The 18,702-nt window shown below is 71.7% G+C and carries 15 protein-coding genes; 6 read left to right on the top strand and 9 right to left on the bottom strand.

Features of this window, described 5'->3' with window-relative positions:
- Positions 1-231: 231 nt before the first annotated feature.
- Positions 232-2,814: an ATP-dependent Clp protease ATP-binding subunit gene (locus tag BLT62_RS07965; RefSeq protein ID WP_083363571.1), complete on the top strand. Its 2,583-nt coding sequence runs from the start codon at positions 232-234 to the stop codon at positions 2,812-2,814.
- Between the two features lie 72 nt (positions 2,815-2,886).
- Here BLT62_RS07965 and BLT62_RS07970 read toward each other — a convergent pair whose 3' ends face one another.
- The 8 genes from BLT62_RS07970 to BLT62_RS08005 form a co-directional block, all read right to left on the bottom strand.
- Positions 2,887-3,408, bottom strand: a complete 522-nt coding sequence (locus tag BLT62_RS07970) for a DUF6434 domain-containing protein (protein ID WP_083363572.1) — start codon at positions 3,406-3,408, stop codon at positions 2,887-2,889.
- 47 nt (positions 3,409-3,455) lie between these two features.
- Positions 3,456-4,283: an ABC transporter ATP-binding protein gene (locus BLT62_RS07975; RefSeq protein ID WP_083363573.1), complete on the bottom strand. Its 828-nt coding sequence runs from the start codon at positions 4,281-4,283 to the stop codon at positions 3,456-3,458.
- Positions 4,280-5,083, bottom strand: coding sequence for an ATP-binding cassette domain-containing protein (locus BLT62_RS07980; RefSeq protein WP_083363574.1), 804 nt, complete (start codon positions 5,081-5,083; stop codon positions 4,280-4,282). Before BLT62_RS07980 ends, BLT62_RS07975 begins: the two co-directional genes overlap by 4 nt.
- Positions 5,080-5,949, bottom strand: a complete 870-nt coding sequence (locus tag BLT62_RS07985; RefSeq protein WP_083363575.1) for an ABC transporter permease — start codon at positions 5,947-5,949, stop codon at positions 5,080-5,082. Before BLT62_RS07985 ends, BLT62_RS07980 begins: the two co-directional genes overlap by 4 nt.
- Positions 5,946-6,914, bottom strand: coding sequence for an ABC transporter permease (locus BLT62_RS07990; RefSeq protein ID WP_083363576.1), 969 nt, complete (start codon positions 6,912-6,914; stop codon positions 5,946-5,948). The genes BLT62_RS07985 and BLT62_RS07990 overlap by 4 nt, the downstream gene beginning before the upstream one ends.
- A gap of 73 nt (positions 6,915-6,987) precedes the next feature.
- The gene (locus BLT62_RS07995; RefSeq protein ID WP_083363577.1) at positions 6,988-8,493 is read right to left on the bottom strand and encodes an ABC transporter substrate-binding protein; all 1,506 of its coding nucleotides are present in this window, start codon (positions 8,491-8,493) and stop codon (positions 6,988-6,990) included.
- A gap of 73 nt (positions 8,494-8,566) precedes the next feature.
- Positions 8,567-9,382 carry a DUF1684 domain-containing protein gene (locus tag BLT62_RS08000; protein ID WP_083365378.1) on the bottom strand — a complete coding sequence of 272 codons (816 nt, stop codon included), beginning with the start codon at positions 9,380-9,382 and terminating at the stop codon, positions 8,567-8,569.
- 242 nt (positions 9,383-9,624) lie between these two features.
- Positions 9,625-10,791, bottom strand: coding sequence for a GNAT family N-acetyltransferase (locus tag BLT62_RS08005; RefSeq protein ID WP_083363578.1), 1,167 nt, complete (start codon positions 10,789-10,791; stop codon positions 9,625-9,627).
- Positions 10,792-10,962: 171 nt separating this feature from the next.
- Here BLT62_RS08005 and BLT62_RS08010 point away from each other — a divergent pair, with 171 nt between their 5' ends.
- The gene (locus tag BLT62_RS08010) at positions 10,963-11,397 is read left to right on the top strand and encodes a ribosomal maturation YjgA family protein (RefSeq protein ID WP_083363579.1); all 435 of its coding nucleotides are present in this window, start codon (positions 10,963-10,965) and stop codon (positions 11,395-11,397) included.
- A 219-nt stretch (positions 11,398-11,616) separates the two neighbouring features.
- Positions 11,617-15,159 (top strand): chromosome segregation protein SMC, encoded by a 3,543-nt coding sequence (gene smc, locus BLT62_RS08015; RefSeq protein ID WP_083365379.1) that lies wholly within the window; start codon positions 11,617-11,619, stop codon positions 15,157-15,159.
- Positions 15,160-15,470: 311 nt separating this feature from the next.
- Here the strand turns inward: smc and BLT62_RS08020 are convergent, their stop codons facing one another.
- A complete protein-coding gene (locus tag BLT62_RS08020) occupies positions 15,471-16,481 on the bottom strand; it encodes a VOC family protein (RefSeq protein WP_197675183.1) in 1,011 nt (336 codons plus the stop codon).
- A 102-nt stretch (positions 16,482-16,583) separates the two neighbouring features.
- On the opposite strand from BLT62_RS08020, the gene ftsY reads away from it, so the two are divergent.
- The 3 genes from ftsY to BLT62_RS08035 are packed head-to-tail and all read left to right on the top strand — an operon-like array spanning position 16,584 to position 18,692.
- Positions 16,584-17,459 carry a signal recognition particle-docking protein FtsY gene (gene ftsY, locus BLT62_RS08025; protein ID WP_083363580.1) on the top strand — a complete coding sequence of 292 codons (876 nt, stop codon included), beginning with the start codon at positions 16,584-16,586 and terminating at the stop codon, positions 17,457-17,459.
- A gap of 26 nt (positions 17,460-17,485) precedes the next feature.
- On the top strand, positions 17,486-17,989 hold the full coding sequence (locus BLT62_RS08030; protein WP_083363581.1) for a DUF2004 domain-containing protein: 504 nt from the start codon (positions 17,486-17,488) through the stop codon (positions 17,987-17,989).
- A 4-nt stretch (positions 17,990-17,993) separates the two neighbouring features.
- Positions 17,994-18,692 (top strand): GNAT family N-acetyltransferase, encoded by a 699-nt coding sequence (locus BLT62_RS08035; RefSeq protein WP_231919399.1) that lies wholly within the window; start codon positions 17,994-17,996, stop codon positions 18,690-18,692.
- Positions 18,693-18,702 lie beyond the last annotated feature (10 nt).

Consider the following 18,702-nt stretch of genomic DNA (forward strand, 5'->3'; position numbering starts at 1 on the left):
TCCGCGCCACATGAGCGGGCGCGGAGGCCGACCAACTGGCGCAGAGGGCAGCGGGCAGCAGGCGGCGGGATGCGGGATGCGGCGGCAGAATGCGGCGGCACGGTGGCGAGTGGGTGCGCGGCTGTGGCACTCGACCGGCTGAGGCTGGAGAAACACCGTGAGCCGGAATACCCCCGCGCCTCCAGCGTTGAACTTGAGCGAACTGCACTCAACTTTACCTGAGGAGGATTGGTGCCCGAAGATTTCACAGAGCCCGGAGCCAACTCGTTCGACGAGTTCCTCTCCCGCTACCTCGCGGGCGAACAGGCACGGCAGGCCAGGTCGATCGACCTCAGCCGCTTCCTGACCGCACGCACCCAGAGCATCCTGCGCCAGGCTGGACGCTTCGCGCTCGAGCGCGGCCAGACCGAGCTCGACGCCCTGCACATCCTGCGCGTGATCGTCGAGGACGAGAGCGTCTCGCAGGCGATCGCCCGCATCGGCGTGGCGCCGGAGCGCATCATCACCGCGACCGAGGCGCGCCTGCCCGCCGCGACGGATGTCGCCGACATCGACGCCGCCACCATCACGCCCAGCGCCTCCCGCGCGCTGTTCCACAGCTACCAGGTGGCCCGCTCGAGCGGATCGACGTACATCGACCCGGAGCACCTGTTCTTCGCGCTCGTGCTGGGGCAGGACGCCCCCGCCGGCCAGGTGCTCGCCCGCGCCGGTGTCACCGCCGAGGCGCTGACCCAGCAGATCCGCGAGCCGGTGACGGCGGGCGCGCCCGGCGACGCCGAGCTCGGTGACAGGGAGAAGGCAGGGGGCGCCGCGGAATCCGCGACCCCCATGCTCGACGCCTTCGGCACCGACCTCACGCAGCGCGCCGCCGACGGCGAGCTCGACCCCGTCATCGGCCGTGCCGACGAGATCGAGCAGACGATCGAGATCCTCAGCCGCCGCACCAAGAACAACCCGGTGCTCGTCGGCGAGGCCGGCGTGGGCAAGACGGCGATCGTGGAGGGCCTCGCCCGCGCCATAGTCGAGGAGACCGTGCCGGAGCAGTTGCTCGGCCGGCGCGTGATCTCGCTCGACCTGCCCGGCATGCTCGCCGGCACCCGCTACCGCGGAGACTTCGAGGAGCGCCTCACCAAGACCATGGAGGAGATCGCCGCGCACACGGGCGAACTCATCGTCTTCATCGATGAGGTGCACACCGTCGTCGGTGCGGGCGGCGCCGGAGACGGCGGAATGGACGCGGGCAACATCCTGAAGCCCCGACTCGCACGCGGCGAACTGCACCTCGTGGGTGCCACGACGCTGAGTGAGTATCGAAGGATCGAGAAGGACCCGGCGCTCGAGCGCCGCTTCCAGCCCGTCAAGGTGGGGGAGCCTTCGATCGAGGACGCCGTGCTGATCCTGCACGGGCTGAAGCCGGCCTACGAGGCGCACCACGGCGTGCGCTACACGGATGCCGCGCTCCGCGCCTCCGTCGAGCTCAGCGCCCGCTACCTCAATGACCGGGTGCTGCCGGACAAGGCCATCGACCTCATCGACCAGGCCGGCGCGCGCCTGCGCCTCCGCCTTGGCATGAAGACCGATGTCCCCGCGCTCATCGCGCGCCTCGCCGAGCTGGAGGCCGACAAGAATGCCGCCGTCGGCGCCGAGCACTACGAGGAGGCCTCGCGGATTCGCGATGAGATCGGGGCGGTGCAGGCCAAGCTCGACGCGGCGACCGCGCAGAGGGGCGGCGCTGCATCCGGCGACGCGGCGCACGTCGTCGACGAGGCGCAGATCGCCGGGGTGATCTCGCGGGCCACCGGGATTCCGGTGAACCGCCTCACCGAGAGCGAGCGGGAACGCCTCGGCGACCTCGAGGGCGAGCTGCACGGGCGCGTCATCGGCCAGGACGACGCGGTCACCGCGGTCGCCAAGGCCGTGCGCCGCAGCCGCACCGGCATGGGCGACGCGCGTCGCCCGGTCGGCTCCTTCCTGTTCCTCGGGCCGACCGGCGTCGGCAAGACCGAGCTCGCGAAGTCGCTCGCGGCGAGCCTGTTCGACGACGAGTCCGCCGTCATCCGCTTCGACATGAGCGAGTTCGGCGAACGGCACACGGTGTCTCGGCTCGTCGGCGCCCCTCCCGGATACGTCGGCTACGACGAGGCGGGCCAGCTCACCGAGCGTGTGCGACGCAACCCCTACTCGATCGTGCTGTTCGACGAGATCGAGAAGGCGCACCCCGACGTCTTCAACCTGCTGCTGCAGGTGCTCGACGACGGGCGCCTGACCGACGGCCAGGGGCGCACGGTCGACTTCCGCAACACCGTGATCGTGATGACCTCGAACCTCGGCCCGGAGTTCCTCGCGTCGCGGTCGGGCGCCCTCGGCTTCGTGGCCGGCTCCGACCCCTCCGGCTTCGGCTCGGCCGACGACGTGCGCCAGCGCGTCATGGGCAAGGTGCGCGAGGCCATGCGCCCCGAGTTCCTCAACCGCATCGATGAGATCGTGCTGTTCCAGAAGCTCGACCGGCCGCAGCTCGAGCGGATCGTGCGCCTGATGCTCGACGCCACGGCGTCGCGGCTCGCCGCGCGCGAGATCGGCCTCGAGGTGACGGATGCCGCGGTGTCCCTGCTGTCCGAGCGCGGCTACGAACCCGAGTACGGCGCCCGACCGCTGCGCCGCGTCATCCAGCGCGAGATCGACGACCGCATCGCCGATCTGTTCGTCAGCGGCGCGGTGGGCGACGGCGAGGGCGTGCGGGTGGACGTCGCGGACGGCGAGTTCCTGGTGACACCCGTCCCGCGCGCGACGCTCAGCCTGCCGCAGGCGGCGTAACCCACGAAACGGCGAACGCCCGGCGCTCCCTGGAGTGCCGGGCGTTCGCCGTGTCCGCAGGCCGTCGGCGGGCTAGGCGCGGCCCCGCTCATCGACCGACTGGCCGCGGTACGCCTGCCAAGCGCGCAACAGTTCCTCGCGGGAACCCCCGGGGTGGCTCTCATGCCAGCCGCGGGTGAACCGGTTGTACTCGAACTGGGCGTCGATCTCCTGCGGCCCCTGGCCGCGGGTGGCGCGGTAGTGCGCGAGCGCATCCCGCAGGGTTTGGGTGCCGTCGGTCTCCGCGAAGAACGCGCGCATCGCGCCGTCGAATCGGAACGGCGCGCCCACCTGCTCGGCGAACCACGCACGCACGGGCTGGCTGCAGCGCTGCCCGCGCGGGATGGGCGTCGCGGCCGTGAGCGCCCCCGACAGCTGCGCGGAGCCCCCGCCGAGCCGCGCTGCCGGCTCCGCGAACGGCTGCCCGTCGAGCGCCGCCGCGATGCGCCGCGTCAGGAGCTCCTTGCCGCCCGTCGAGCGGATGCCGAGAGCGCGGGCGAAGGCGCTGAGCTCGTCCTTCAACCAGTACCAGCGCAACAGCTCTGCGCCGCCCATCTCGGGGGTCAGTGGAGGGCGCGGGGTCCCTGGCATGCCGCGTCGGCCTAGCGGGGCAGCCGCGGCACGGCGGCGATGAGCGCCCGGGTGTACTCCTCGGCGGGAGCGTGCAGCAGCTGCGGGGTCGGCCCGGCCTCCACGACACGGCCGCCGCGCAGCACGACGGTGCGCTCACAGAGCGAGGCGACGGCGCCCAGGTCGTGCGAGACCATCACCAGGGCGAGGCCCGTGCGGTCGCGCAGGCCCTGCAGCAGGTCGATCACCTGGATGCGGGTGCTCATGTCGAGGGCGCTGACCGGCTCGTCCGCGAGCAGCAGGCGGGGCTTGCAGACGACGGCGCGCGCGATCGCGATGCGCTGCCGCTGGCCGCCGGAGAACTCGTGCGGGTAGCGGCGCAGCACGTCGGCGTCGAGGCCGACCGATTCCAGGGCGGATGCCGCCTGCTCCGCGGCCTCCCGGCCGCTCGCGATGCCGAGCGAGCGCAGCGGCTCGCTCACGATCCGGTCGATGCGCTGGCGCGGGTCCAGCGAGGAGTACGGGTCCTGGAAGACGGCCTGCACGGAGCTGCGGAAGCGGCGGATCTGCGCGGTGTCGCGCCGGTTCAGCGGCTCGCCGTCGAAGAGCACGGCCCCGCTGCTCGGGGCGTCGAGGCCGAGCAGCAGCCGGAGCGCCGTCGTCTTGCCGGCGCCGGACTCCCCGACCAGGCCGACGCTCTCGCCCGCGGCGATCGACAGGGAGACGTCGTCGAGCGCGAGACCGCCGCGGTGGTAGCGGTAGCCGGCGCCCTGGAGTGCGAGGATGGGCGGCGCGGCCGCGGCGGGCGCGGGGATGTCGGCCGGGGAGGTGCCGGCCGGGGGAGCTGCCTGCTCTGTCATAGCGCCTCCAGAGCGTTGTCGAGGGCCCGCGCGCTGGCGACGAGCCGCCGGGTGTACTCGTGCTCCGGGGCGCTCAGCACCCGGGCGACCGGCCCGCGCTCGACGGCGACGCCGTTGCTCAGCACGACCACCTCGTCGACCATCGAGGAGACGACGGCCAGGTCGTGGCTGATGAAGAGCAGCGCCATCTCGCGCTCGGCGACGAGCCGGTTGAGCAGCGCCAGCACCTCCGCCTGCACGGTGACGTCGAGCGCCGTCGTCGGCTCGTCGGCGATCAGCAGCGCCGGCCGGCTGGCCAGGGCGATCGCGATGGCGACGCGCTGGCGCTGGCCGCCGGAGATCTCGTGCGGGTAGGCCCGCAGCATGCGGTCCAGGTCCGGCAGGGCCACCTCGTCGAGGGCGGCCCGCACGGCCGTGTCGAGGGCGCTGCCGCGCAGCCCCCGGTGCCGCCGGATCGGGCCGGCCACCTGGCGTCCGACCCGCATCAGCGGGTCGAGGGCGGTCAACGGCTCTTGGAAGACGATGGAGGCGACGGGCCCGCGCAGGGGCTGGAGCACCCGCTCGTCGGCCCCGATCACCTCGACGCCGTCCAGCGTGATGCTGCCGCTCGCGGCCAGCCCGCTCGGCAGCAGGCCCGTGATGGCGAGCGAGGTGAGCGACTTGCCCGAGCCGGATTCGCCGATCAGGCCGAGCCGGGCGCCGGCCTCGAGGGAGAGGTAGAGCTCGTCGACGAGGGGCCGGGCATCCGGCGCGGCGGAGGCGGAGCTGATCGACAGCCGGTCGATGCGGAGCAGGCTCATCGGGAACGCTTTCGGGTCGGGTCGGCGAGGTCGCGCAGGCCGTCGGCGATGAAGTTGACGCCGACGACGAGGATGACGAGCGCGATGCCCGGGGCGATCGCGCCGGCCGGCGCCGTGGTGAACGTCGCCTGCGCCTCTTGCAGCATGCGCCCCCAGGAGGCGTTGGGCGGGGGAGCGCCGAGCCCGAGGTAGGAGAGGCTGGCCTCGGCGAGCACGGCCGCGCCGAAGAGGAGGGCGAGGTTGACGCCGAGCGTCGGCCAGATGTTCGGCAGCACGTGCTGGCCGACGATGCCGAACCAGCGGGTGCCCGAGGTGCGCGCGGCCGTCACATACTGCGCGCGCAGCACCTGGCTGGCGAGGATGCGGGTGAGCCGGGCGACGACGGCCGAGAGGGCGATGCCGATGGCGAGGACGGCGGTTCCGAGCGATGCGCCCTGGGCGGCGACGATCAGCATCGCCAGCAGCAGCACGGGGAAGGCGATCAGCACGTCGAGGGTCGCCGAGATGGTGTCGTCCAGCCACGGTTTGGCGAAGGCGGCGACGAGCCCGATCGTGATGCCGATGGCGGCGCCGACGGCGACCGCGCCGCAGCCGACGGTGATCGCGATGCGGGCGCCGATCATCAGCTGGGTGAGCAGGTCGCGGCCGAACTTGTCGGTGCCGAGCCAGTGATCCCAGCTGGGCGACTCCAGGCGGCCGCCCGAGGTGTCGCTCGGCTCGTACGGCAGCCAGACGAGCGAGACGAGGGCGACGGCCACGATCAGGCCCACGAACGCGATGCCGATCGCCAGCGTGCGCGAGCGCCGCCGGCCCTTCAGGCGGGGCGAGACGTGCTGGGTCGCGTCGGAGGGCGTCACGGCGGTCATCGGATGCCGTTCCCGGAGATGCTCGTGCGCAGGCGCGGGTCGATGAGGCGCTGGGCGACGTCGGCCAGGAAGCCGATCACCAGCACGAGCAGGGTGCTGACCAAGAGGATCCCCTGGATGTTCGGGTAGTCGTGCTGTTGGATGGCGGTCAGCAGCATGCTGCCGAGGCCGGGCAGGGTGAACACGCTCTCCACGACGACGGCGCCGAGGAATGTGGTGGCCAGCTCGATGCCGAGGATCGAGATGACGGGCACGATGCCGTTGCGCAGCCCGTGCCGCCAGAATGCGCCGGAGAAGCTGGCCCCCTGCGCCCGGGCGGAGCGCAGGTAGTCGCTGCCGATCACGTCGAGGGTGGCCGAGCGGATGTAGCGGGTGAGCGAGGCGCTCATCACCAGCGCGATCGTGATCACCGGCAGCGCCAGCGAGGTCAGCGCGGCACCGGGGTTCGCCCAGTCGTCGCGGGGGAAGCCGCCGGAGGGCAGCCAGCGCAGGTTCACGGCGAAGACGTTGACCAGCAGCATCCCGACCCAGAAGACGGGGACCGCGATGCCGAGCTGGGAGAAGCCGGAGAGCAGGATGCCGTACCAGCGGTCGGCGCGCACGGCGGCGATGAAGCCGGCCGGCAGGGCGATCAGCAGGGCGAGGGCGAAGGAGAGCAGTGTGAGCGGGATGGTCACGCTCATGCGCGCCGCGATCTCGGGGCCGACGGGCAGCGAGCTGATGAAGGAGCTGCCGAGGTCGAGGCTGAGCACGCCGCCGAACCAGTCGGTGAACTGCTGGAACAGCGGAAGGTCGGCGCCGACCTGGGCGCGGGCCGCGTCGATCTGCTCCTGGGTGGCGTTCACCGACAGCAGGGCGTTGGCCGGGTCGCCGGGCAGCACGCGCAGCAACAGGAAAAGCACGACCATCGCGATCGCGAAGGAGATCACGAGGAAGCCGAGGCGGCGCACAAGATAGACGGTCATGGAGACTTCAGGTTAAGGCCTGCAGGCCGGGACACCGCAACCGCGGTGTCCCGGCCCTCGGGGGATGGGGTGTTTAGCCGCGCACGATCTTCGAGACGAAGAACTGCGAGTTCAGCCCGTTGACGCCGTATCCGGAGATGTCGCTGGAGGCGACGACGATCTGCGGGTAGAGGTAGAGCCAGACGCTGGCGGCGTCCTGGGCGATCTGCTCGTTGACCAGCTTGAGCTTCGCGGTCTGCTCGTCGGTGCTGCTGGCGCGCTCGGCCTCTGCGACCCACTCGGTGACCTGCGGGTTGTTGTAGCCCCAGTAGAAGTCGGGGTTGCCGTACCAGACCACGTCGCGGTCGTTCACGTGCTCCTGCAGGGTCGCCTCGAAGTTGCGTTCCTTGAAGACCTTGGAGTACCACTCGTCGGCGCTGATGGTGTTGATGTTCACCGTGATGCCGACCTTGGCCAGCTCGCTCTGCAGGAACTCGGCGACGGCCGGGTGCGGGTCGTAGCTCGGGGTGTCGAGCGTGAACTCGAAGCCGTCGGCCAGGCCGGCCTCGGCGAGCAGCTTCTCGGAGAGGGCGGGGTCGTACGGGTTCACCTGCGTGAGGTCCTCGTACCAGGGGTCGGTCGGGGGAACCATCGAGCCGATGAGCGTGCCGTAGTCACCCCACACGGAGTTGAGCAGTTTCTTGGTGTCGATCGCCGAGTAGACGGCCTTGCGCACGGCGACCTGGTCGAACGGGGCGACCTTGTCGTTGAAGGCGAGCAGCTCCTTGGTGGTGGAGTTGCCGTCGTTCACGACGAAGTCGGGGTTGTCGGTGAACTGGCTGAGCTGGTCGGGGCTCTGCACGCTCGTGATGACGTCGATCTGGTTGGTGACCAGCGCGTTGCTGAGTGCCGTGGCATCCGTGAAGTAGTTGAAGACGACTTCCTTGTTGGATGCCTGCTCGCCCCAGTAGTCGCTCCAGCGGTCGAGGCTGAGCGAGCTGCCGCGCTTCCAGTCGCCGACCGTGTACGGGCCGGTGCCGTCCTCTGCGGTCTTCAGGTCGGTGGCGGCGTCGTTGACAACCCAGATGTAGCTGAGGTTGTAGATGAAGGAGATCGACGGCTCGGAGAGCGTGATCGTGACGGTCGCGTCATCCGGGGTCTGGATGTCGGCGATGGTCTTGAAGCTGCTCTTGCGCGCCGACTGCGAGTCCTCGGCGGTGACGCGCTCGATGCTCGACTTGACGTCGGCGGAGGTGAGCGGGTCGCCGGAGTGGAAGGTGACGCCGTCCTGCAAAGTGAACGTGTAGGTCAGGCCGTCGTCGCTCACCGTGTTGCTGGCGGCGAGCACGGGCTCGACCTCGCCGGCGTCGGTGAGGCGGAACAGGCCCTCGTAGACGTTGCCGGTCAGCGCCTCGGTGACGCCCTGGCCGCCGCCGCCGACGTTGCTGAGGTTCTGCGGCTCGTAGAGCGAGCCGACCTCGATGGTGGCGTCGGTGGCGGTCGCCGCGCCGGTGTCGCTGGTGCCGCCGCCCGCTGCGCAGCCCGACAGGGCCAGCGCTGCGGCGACGGACAGGGCAATGGCGCCCGTGGATCTCTTCACGTGTTACTCCTGGGGGATTGTGGTGCTGTGCGATGTGGTGCGGTGTGCGGGGGTGCTGTGTGCGGGGGTGCGCTTAGAGGGTGTAGATGTCGAAGCCGCCGGTGAACCGGGCCACGCGCTCGCCGGCCGTGACGGGCAGGGCGAACCGGTTCTGGGCCGGCGGCAGCGGACAGTTGTACTGCGCCGAGAAGCCGCAGGGCGGCACGAAGGCGCGGTTGAAGTCGAGGGTGACCGGCCCGGGCGTCCCACTGCGCCCATCGAAGCTGCCGCCGCCGTCCGTGCGCTGCACGAACAGGAAGCGGCCGGAGCCGTAGGTGCCGGTGTCGCCGTCGATGCCGTTCGTGGCATCGCCGAAGACGAGCAGCAGTGTGCCGCCGTCGTCGAAGGCGCTCATCGTGTACTCGGTGTCGCCGAGCGTGAAACGGATGTCGCCGGGCACGACGAGGTCGCGTGAGCCGCCATTGTCGCGGATGTGCTCGAACGGGATCGTGCGGCCCTCGGCGACCGGGGTGAACTCGGCCTGGATCAGCCAGGCGGGGTCGTAGTCGAAGACGGGAACGGTGTCGAAAGCGCGGATCGCGGGGGACGCCGCGTCCCAGAGGCGCACACCGTGCTCCGGTGCGCCCGTGTCGAGGTTCTTCCTGGCCAGCACGGTCGCGGTGACGGTCGGCGCCTGGCCGACGAGGGCCTCGCCGGCGCTCAGTTCGGTGCCGTCCGGCAGCCAGCGGGTCTCCACCAGCGCGAGGTTGCCCTGCGGGGCGACGAGGGCCGCGAGGCGCCCCTCGTGCCACTCGGAGTGCTCGGCGACCAGGGTGGCGAGGAGCTCGCTGCTGAGGTCGCTGCCGAGGGTGCTGCCGAGGTCTGTGGCGGTGGCGGTGCTGGCTGTCATGGTCTCGATTCTGAGCTGGTGCGGCATGGTGTGCGAATTCTGTTACCGCATGGGTCAAACGGCTGCGGGGCGCAAACAATTCCGGGATGGATGAACTTTCATCCGATTCGGGGAGGGCTCTCGTGCGGCATCCGCGATCATGATCGCCTGAGCAGCGCAGCAGGATACATATTACATGGCATTTTGGATTGCATAAGCACGCGGCATGTATGGCGATGGCCTCCGGAGCGCCGGCCCGGGCGCTACTCGGTGTCGAGCACCTTCTGCCAGGAGCCGATGTAGCCGAGCAGCTCGAAGCCGAGATCGGCGTTGATGCGCAGCATGTGCTCGTTCTCGTCGGCGTTCCAGGTGAAGACCCGCCGCCTGGCCGGAGCGACCTCGGCCAGGCTGAGCAGGTTCGCCGCCTTGAGCAGCATGCCGAGGCCATTCCCGCGGTGCTCCGCCAGCACGAGGGTGTCCGACTGGTGGGCGAGCGTCGGGTGCTCGGCCGGCAGTTCCAGCTCCGTGTATGCCGCGATGACGCCGGTGTTGCGGTCGAGGGCGGCGGCGCGCAGCAGGCCCATCCCGGCGATCGCCGCCTCGCTCTCGTACTCGCGCACTCGCTCGGCGTTCCACAGCTCCGGCTCCACCAGCAGGTCGGCCGCCGGGGCGTCGAGCGCCATCCGGCCGAGCGCGTCGGCGAAGGAGTCGATGTACTCCTCGGGCGTCTCGTCGCCCCAGCTGAGCAGCTCGTAGTCCTCGCCCGTGCGCTGGGCGGCCTCGGCGAGCGCCCGCTGCAGCGCGGGCAGGCCGTTCTCGCCGTGCGCCCGCTCGTACACGCTCACCCGCTCCATCTGGGCCAGGGCGTAGCCGTTTCGCATCGCGAAGCGTGCTCGCGGGTCGGTCTCCGGGATCACCGCGGCGCCCACGGATGCGGCGAGGCGTCGGGCGCTCGGGGCGGCGGCCGCAATGGTCTGCGCCGAGTGGTCGGTGTAGCTGGAGAGGGTGCTGCGGCCGGCATCCAGTGCCAGCTCCTCGACCAGGGCGAGCATCCGGTCGCCGAGCCCCTGCCCGCGCACCGACGGCGCGGTGGCCACCCAGACGAAGGCCGTGCGGTCGTTGGCGTCGAGCTCGTAGCGCACCCGCCCGCAGCCGACCACCTCGCCATCCCGCCACGCGGCCAGCAGGGTGCGGTGGGTGAACGAGCTGTGGCTGTACTCGGCGAGCGAGGACGCCGGCCCGAGCCACGCGTCGCGGTGCCCCCACGCCTCCTCTTCGATGATCCCGGTGAACTCGATGACCTGCTCGAACGGGCGGGCGTCCGGCGTGCCGAGGCGCGCGGGAATGGGCACCAGGCGGATCTCGATCGGTGTCTTGCCGGGTTCCGCGCCGCCGGGGGGTGCGGTGGCTGGCTCGCCCTGCGCATTCATGGTGCTCTCCGTCCGTCCCGCGTGCGCGGTGTGCACCCGCCACTGCCGATTCTGCAACGGCCGGGCCGATTCGGCTAGGGATCAACCAGAGAAGGAGAACTGAGCACCCCGGAACCGTCGCTGGCGGGCGGTCGGCACCGCGCAGCGGCCGGCGCTGCGTAGGCTGGCGCGATGACCTCACCACCACGGCCCGACCCCCGCCGCTGGCTGCTGCTCGGCGGGCTCGTGCTCGCGACGCTCGGGGCCGGGCTGGCGGTGCGGTACGGTCTCGACGGCCTTGCCGGTGACCTGCTCGGCGGTGCGCTCTACGCGGTGCTGGTGTTCCAGCTCGTGACGGCCGCCTGCTGGCTGATCCGGCCCCGAGCCGTGTCGCGCTGGTGGCGCATCGCGCTGCTGAGCGCCGCGCTCTGCTGGGGGGTCGAGGTGCTGCAACTGACCGGGCTGCCCGAACAGTGGGCCGCGGCGTTCCCGCCCGCCCGCCTCGTCTTCGGCACCACCTTCTCTGCCCCGGACCTGCTGGCCTACGTGATCGGTTCGGCGCTCGCCGCGGTCATGGCGGGTCGGGTTGTCCGCCCGCGCCAGTTCGTCGGGGTCCGCGCCACCTGAGCGGGCGCGGACCCCGACGAACTGGCGCAGGCGCGCGCGCACCCGACTCCACGCCCGGCGCACCCGGCTCCACGCCCGGCACGCCCGGCGCAGATCAGGCGCCCACCGGGTGATTCTGCGGGATTCTGCGCCGAAATGCCGGTACCGTAGACCCAGCATCCGCGCGGGATGCGCACCTCCGGCGGCGGATCCGCCGGGCACAGAGAAGACGAGGCACGCGTGTACCTGAAGAGCCTGACCCTCAAGGGGTTCAAGTCCTTCGCGCAGCCGACCGTGTTCGCCTTCGAGCCCGGCGTCACCTGCGTGGTCGGCCCGAACGGCTCCGGCAAGTCGAACGTCGTTGACGCCCTCGCCTGGGTGATGGGGGAGCAGGGGGCGAAGACGCTCCGCGGGGGCAAGATGGAGGACGTCATCTTCGCCGGCACCTCCTCTCGCGGGCCACTCGGCCGCGCCGAGGTCACGCTCACCATCGACAACTCCGACGGCGCGCTGCCGATCGAGTACTCCGAGGTCACCATCAGCCGCACCCTGTTCCGAAACGGGGCCAGCGAGTACGCCATCAATGGCCGCGGATGCCGGCTGCTCGACGTGCAGGAGCTGCTCAGCGATTCCGGCCTCGGCCGTGAGATGCACGTCATCGTCGGCCAGGGCCAGCTCGACTCCGTGCTGCGGGCCAGCCCAGAAGACCGCCGCGGCTTCATCGAGGAGGCGGCCGGCATCCTCAAGCACCGCCGCCGCAAAGAGAAGACGCTGCGCAAGCTCGACGCCATGCAGGCCAACCTCACCCGGCTGAGCGACCTCGCCGGCGAGATCCGGCGACAGCTGAAGCCGCTCGGCAAGCAGGCCGAGATCGCCCGGGAGGCGCAGTCGATCGCCGCCGTCGTGCGCGACGCCCGCGCCCGGCTGCTCGCCGACGAGGTCGTCGGCCTGCGCCGGGCCCTCGGCGACTACACGCGCACCGAGCACGAGCGGCACAGCGAGCGGATCGTGTTGCAGGAGCAGCTCGAGCAGAAGCAGCAGCGCGTGCAGCGCCTCGAGCAGGCGCAGCTCGGCGACGCCGTCGACGTGGCCCGCCGCACCAGCTTCGGCCTGGAATCGGTGCAGGAGCGCCTGCGCGGGCTGTTCACCCTCGCCAACCAGCGCATCGCGCTGCTCGGCAGCGAACCCGGAACGGACGAGCGCGGTTCCGGCATCAGCCAGGAGATGCTGCGGGAGGCCGAGGAGGAGGTCGAGCTGCTGCGCGGCAACGTCGCCGTCGCCGAGTCCGCCCTGCTGGCGGCCCAGGCCGCCACGGCCGCCGGTCGCACCCGGCTCGACGCCCTCGACGAGGAGATCGCCGCGCAGAGCGCCCTCGTCTCGCGGCACGACCTCGAGATCACCAAGCTCACCGGCACCGCGGATGCCGCAGCCTCCCGCCTCGCGGCCGTGCGCGGCGAGGTGCTCCGCCAGCAGAACGCGTCAGAGGCCGCCGCCGAGCGCCGGGCCAAGGCGGAGCGCGACCTCGCCGAGCTGGAGGCCGCCGCCGAACAGGACGAGGCCAGCGAGACCGACCTCGACGAGGCCTATGAGCTCGCCCAGGCCGAGGTGACCCGCGCCGAGGCGGAGATCGAGCGACTCCGCGACGAGCTGCACGGCGCCGAGCGCGAGAAGGACGCCCTCGCCGCCAAGGTCAGCGCCCTCTCCCGGGCCCTCGAGCACAGCGACGGCTCGGCCGACCTGATGGCGGCCGGCCTCGGTGGCGTGCGCGGCATCGTCGCCGAGAACGTGCACGTCGTGCCCGGATTCGAGGCCGCCATCGCCGCCGCCCTCGGCACCCTCGCCGACGCGATCCTGGTCGAGAGCAGCGCCGCCGCGCATGCCGCCGTCGACCACGCCGCGGCCCACGGGCTCGGCCGGGTCGAACTCGTGATCGCCGAACCGGATGCCGGCCAGGGGAGCGCGGGCGAAGGCCCGAGCTGGCCCAGTCTGCCCGGCATCACCGCCCCGGCCTCCGTCGTCACCGCCCCGCCCGGTGTGCAGGGCGTCCTCGCGCACGTCGTGATCGCCGACGACCTGGCCACCGCCCGTGCCGCGGCGCCGCAGCTGGCCGCCGCCTCCACCGGCGCCCCCGTCACCGTCGTCACCCGCGCCGGCGAGGTGCTCACCGAGTATGTGCTCCGCGGCGGATCCGGCGGGGAGCAGGGCCGCATCGAGCTCATCGCCGAGCGGGATGCCGCGGCGGAGCGGCTCGGCGAGCTGGGCTCGCTCATCGAGCGCGCCCGCTACACCCTCACCGAGCAGCGGGCAGCCCACCAGACCGCGAAGTCGCAGGCCCAGGCCGCCCTCGCCGCGCTGCGCGAGTTCGACTCCGCCCTCGCCGCGCAGACCGAGCGGCTGAACCGCGCCCGCGTGCAGGCGGAGGCGTCCGTCGCCGAGTTCGACCGGCTCGGCAAGGCGCTCGAGCTGGCCGCCGGCCGGGTCGGCGAGGCGGAGGCCGCAGCCGCGAAGGCCAAGGCCGAGCTGGACACCGCCCGTTCCCGGCCCCGACCGCTGTTGGACGCGAGCGCCCGCGCCGCGCTCCACACCGAGCTGGAACAGGCCAGGGAGGCCGAGATCGAGTCCAGGCTCGGCCTGGAGACGGCGCGCGAGCGGGTTCGAGCCGAGCAGGCCCGCGGCGAGGCCCTGGCCAGGCGGCGCGAGCAGGAGCGAGCGGCCGCAGAGGAGGCGGCGCGCCTGGCCGTCATCCGCCGCCGCCAGGTGGACGCGGCCAGCGCCGTCGTCACCGCCCTGCCCGTCATCCTCGCCTCCGTCGACGCCTCCGTCGCCGAGGCCCGGCTCGAGCTGACCACGGCCGAGTCCAAGCGGGCCACCGAGAACGAGGAGCTCGCGACGCTCCGGCGCGAGGAGCTGGCCCTCCGCGAACGGCTCAGCGTCATCACCGAGAACGTACACGGGCTCGAGCTGGCCATCTACGAGAAGAAGCTGCACCTCTCCAGCCTGCTGGAGCGCGCCTCCTCCGAGCTGGGGCTGGACGAGGAGGTGCTCGTCGACGAGTACGGGCCGGAGGTCGAGATCCCCGCCGAGACCGAGGATGGCGAACCCGGCCGCTTCGACCGGGCCGTGCAGCAGCGCCGGCTGGAGAAGGCCGAGCGCACCTTCGCGCAGCTCGGCCGGGTCAACCCACTCGCCCTCGAGGAGTTCGCCGCGCTCGAGCAGCGGCACCTCTTCCTCAGCGAGCAGCTCACCGACCTCACCAAGACCCGCGCCGACCTGCTGAGCATCATCGAGGAGATCGACGAGAAGATGCAGACCATCTTCGCCGCCGCCTTCGAGGACACCAAGGAGGCGTTCGGCCAGGTGTTCCCCGTGCTGTTCCCGGGCGGAACGGGCAGCATCTCGCTGACCAACCCGGACGACATGCTCACCACCGGCATCGAGGTCTCCGTCAAGCCGGCCGGCAAGAAGATCGAGCGGCTCTCCCTGCTCTCCGGTGGGGAGCGCTCGCTGGCCGCAGTCGCGCTGCTCATCGCGATCTTCAAGGCGCGGCCCAGCCCGTTCTACATCATGGACGAGGTGGAGGCGGCGCTCGACGACGCGAACCTCGGCCGCCTGCTGACGATCTTCCAGGACCTGCGCGAGACCAGCCAGCTCATCGTCATCACGCACCAGAAGCGCACCATGGAGATCGCCGACGCCCTCTACGGCGTCTCGATGCGGCAGGACGGCGTCTCCGCCGTCGTCGGCCAGCGCATCGGCACCGAGCCGGAGGAACGCGCCAGCTAGTCGTCGTCGGGCGGGGTGGTGCGCACCGGGTCTCGATACGGCCCTGGCGGGCCCACTCGACCAGCGGGGTGTCCGTTGGTCGAGTAGCGAGGAACGAGCGTATCGAGACCTCGCACCCGGCACGGTTTCGCGTTGGATGCCGGGTCTCGATACGGCCCTGGCGGGCCTACTCGACCGGCGGGTGCTCGCGACCGAGGCCACGCTCCGTCCCGTGTGCACCCGTTGGTCGAGTAGCGAGGAACGAGCGTATCGAGACCTCGCACTCGGCACGGTTTGCGGCGGGGTGCCGCCGAGCCGGAGGAACGCGCCAGCTAGCCGGCCGTCGTCGCCAACCGCACGGTGTTGCCCCACGGGTCCTGAGCGCTGAGCGCGCCGTCCTTCCGCTGGAACGGCACGCCGGCGCCGTCCAGGCGGGCCGCCGCGGCATCCAGCTCGGCGCCGTCGGCGAGGATGACGGTGAACTCCCGCAGCCCGAGGCTGGCCCCGCGCACTCCGGCCCCCGCGCTGTTCCAGGTGTTCGCGGCGAGGTGGTGGTGGTAGCCGCCGGCCGACATGAACAGGGCGCCGTCCGTCTCGCTCGTCACGTCGAAGCCCAGCACGTCGACGTAGAAGGCGCGCGCGGCGCCCAGCTCGCCGACCCGGAGGTGCACGTGCCCCATCGTCGGCTCGGCCGTGGAGAGGGCGGGGTCGAGGTTGTCGGCGATGAACTTGTTCGGGTCCAGGGCGGCGGAGCCCATCGTGACGCGGCCGTCGACCCACTCCCACTCCGCGCGCGGGCGGTCCATGTACAGCTCGACGCCGTTGCCGTCCGGGTCGCCGATGTAGAACGCCAGGCTCACCGCGTGGTCGGCGCTGCCCTGGTAGCTGGAGGGAGCCTGCTGCGCCACGCCGGCCAGCGCGCCGGCGAGGGACGCCGCATCCGGGTACAGGATCGCCGAGTGGTACAGGCCGGCGCCCGTCGGGGTGTCCGCGGGGGAGACCGGGTCGTTGACCAGTCGGATCAGCTCCTCGCCCGGCCGGCCGAGCGAGACTTCCCCCTCGCTCTCGGCGAGGACGGTGAGCCCGACGGCGTCCTCGTAGAACGCCCGCATCTCGGCCAGCCTGGCCGTGTTCAACAGCACGGCACCCATCCGGGTGTCCTCGTGCAGGATGCCGGAGCTCACCGGCCCGGACGGCTCCGCGCCGGCCGGCGCCGCGGGTTGCTGCCCCAGTGCGATCGCGGCCACCCCTCCGCCGAGGGCGAGCACGATGGCTCCCACGATGGCGATGAGCAGCGGGCGGGGCAGGCGGGCGCGGCGAAGCGGCGCGGAGGGGGCGGGCATACCCGGTCGCAACGACGCCCGCCCGCCGAATATTCCGCCGCGCGCACGCCCGGGTGTCGACGGCGGCACGGGGCGGAGCCCGCCACGCCTTAAGCTGGGCGTATGGCTGAACGCACCCCCTGGTCTCTCTCTGGCGCGCTCCGCGGCATGTTCGCGAAGAAGACGATCGACGACGACACCTGGGAAGACCTCGAGGATGCGCTGATCAAGGCCGACTTCGGCCCAGACGTGACGGACGCCCTCGTCACCGAGTTGCGCGGCAACGTCGCCAAGTACCGCACCACCGACCCGGCCGACCTGCAGCGCATGCTGCGGGAGACCATCGAGGAGCGCCTGGCGAAGCTGGACTCCACCCTCAAGCTCACCGAGCGGCCCGCCGTCGTGCTCGTCGTCGGCGTGAACGGCGTCGGCAAGACCACCACCATCGGCAAGTTCGCCAAGTTCCTGCGCAACTACGACCGCACCGTGCTGGTCGGCGCCGCGGACACCTTCCGCGCCGCCGCCGTCGAGCAGCTGGCCACCTGGGCTGACCGCGCCGGCGTCGGCATCGTGCGCCCGCAGATGCAGGGCCAGGACCCGGCCGCCGTCGCCTTCCAGACCATCGAGCGCGCCAAGGCCGAGGGCACGGAGATCGTCATCATCGACACCGCCGGCCGGCTGCAGACCAAGGGCGGCCTGATGGACGAGCTCGGCAAGATCCGCCGCGTCGTCGAGAAGCAGGCCCCCATCTCGGAGGTGCTGCTGGTGCTCGACGCCACCACCGGCCAGAACGGCCTCGCCCAGGCGGAGGCGTTCATCGAGCACGCCGGCGTGACCGGCCTCGTGCTGACCAAGCTCGACGGCTCCGCCAAGGGCGGCTTCGTCCTCGCGGTGCAGGAGAAGACCGGCATCCCGATCAAGCTCGTCGGCCAGGGCGAGGGAATCAACGACCTGACCGGCTTCACCCCGCACGTCTTCGCCCAGAAGCTCGTCGGCTAGCGCCGGCACCAAGGAGAAACACACGCATGGCCATCGAACACGACTACTTCGGCTACCTCGGCAGCGAGAACGACGACGAGCTGTACTGGTCCGAGACCGTCGAGGTGGGCGAGCGGGATGTCGACGTCTCGCTGAGCTCGCCGGAACAGGATGACGTCGCCGAGGAATCGCTCGACATCGCCGCCGGCCTGATCGGTCAGCTCGAGAGCCTCGACTCCGACGCCCGCGAGGCCTTCGTCGGCGAGCTGTCCACCGACACCTCCAACACCATCGCCTACTTCTACCAGAGCGTCGCCGAGCTCGGCGACGAGATCCTCGACGACGCCATGAGCCGCGAGTCCGGCGACCGGCAGATCGACTTCCTGCGCTCGATGGCGCTCGTGCGGGTCAGCATCCTGCCGCACCACACCGGCGACGACGAGCCGTTCGCCCTGTTCGAGTACTCCATCGCCCCGGGGGAGAGCGACGCCGTGCTCATCGCCCGCTTCAACATCAACGCCGACGTCATCGGCACCGAGACGGCCAGCTGAGCCGGTGGGCACCGCCTTCCAGCCCCTGCCAGACCCGCGCCCCGGCGACGCCGCCTGGCCGGAGATGAGCTGGCCCGTCCCGGCCGGCACGGTGCTCCGCGGCCGTGTCGTGGAGCTGGCCACCGGCGACCCGGAGCGGGATGATGCGCCCGGCCTGTTCGCCGCACTCGACCACGACGCCGTCTGGGCGCACGTCGCCGGCCGGCCGCGCTCGGAGGAGGACGCGCTGGCGCGCGCCCGCGCCGCCAGCCGGCCCACCCGCCAGCCGTGGACGATGCGCACGCTCCGCGCGCACCGGGGACTCCCGGCCGGCAGCGTCATCGGATCGACCAGCTTCATCGACGTGCAGCAGGAGAACGCGAGCCTGGAGATCGGCTCGACCACGTACACGCCGACCGTCTGGGCCGGCCCGGTCAATCCGGAGACCAAACTGCTGCTGCTCGGCTACGCCTTCGACGTCCTCGGGGCCGGCCGGGTGCAGCTGAAGACTGACATCCGCAACACCCGCTCGCAGCGCGCCATCGAGCGCCTGGGCGCCCGCTACGAAGGGGTTCTCCGCCGGCACATGCGGCGGGATGACGGCACAGTGCGCGACACGGTGATGTTCTCGATCATCGCGGAGGACTGGCCTGCGGTGCGCGAAGCACTCACGAAACGGGTCGCTGCCGCCGTGGCGGCAGAAGAGGGCTCCGCGCTCAACTAAACTGTCAGCA

It is taken from the genome of Microterricola viridarii, from assembly GCF_900104895.1.
Classification (GTDB): Bacteria; Actinomycetota; Actinomycetes; order Actinomycetales; family Microbacteriaceae; genus Microterricola; species Microterricola viridarii.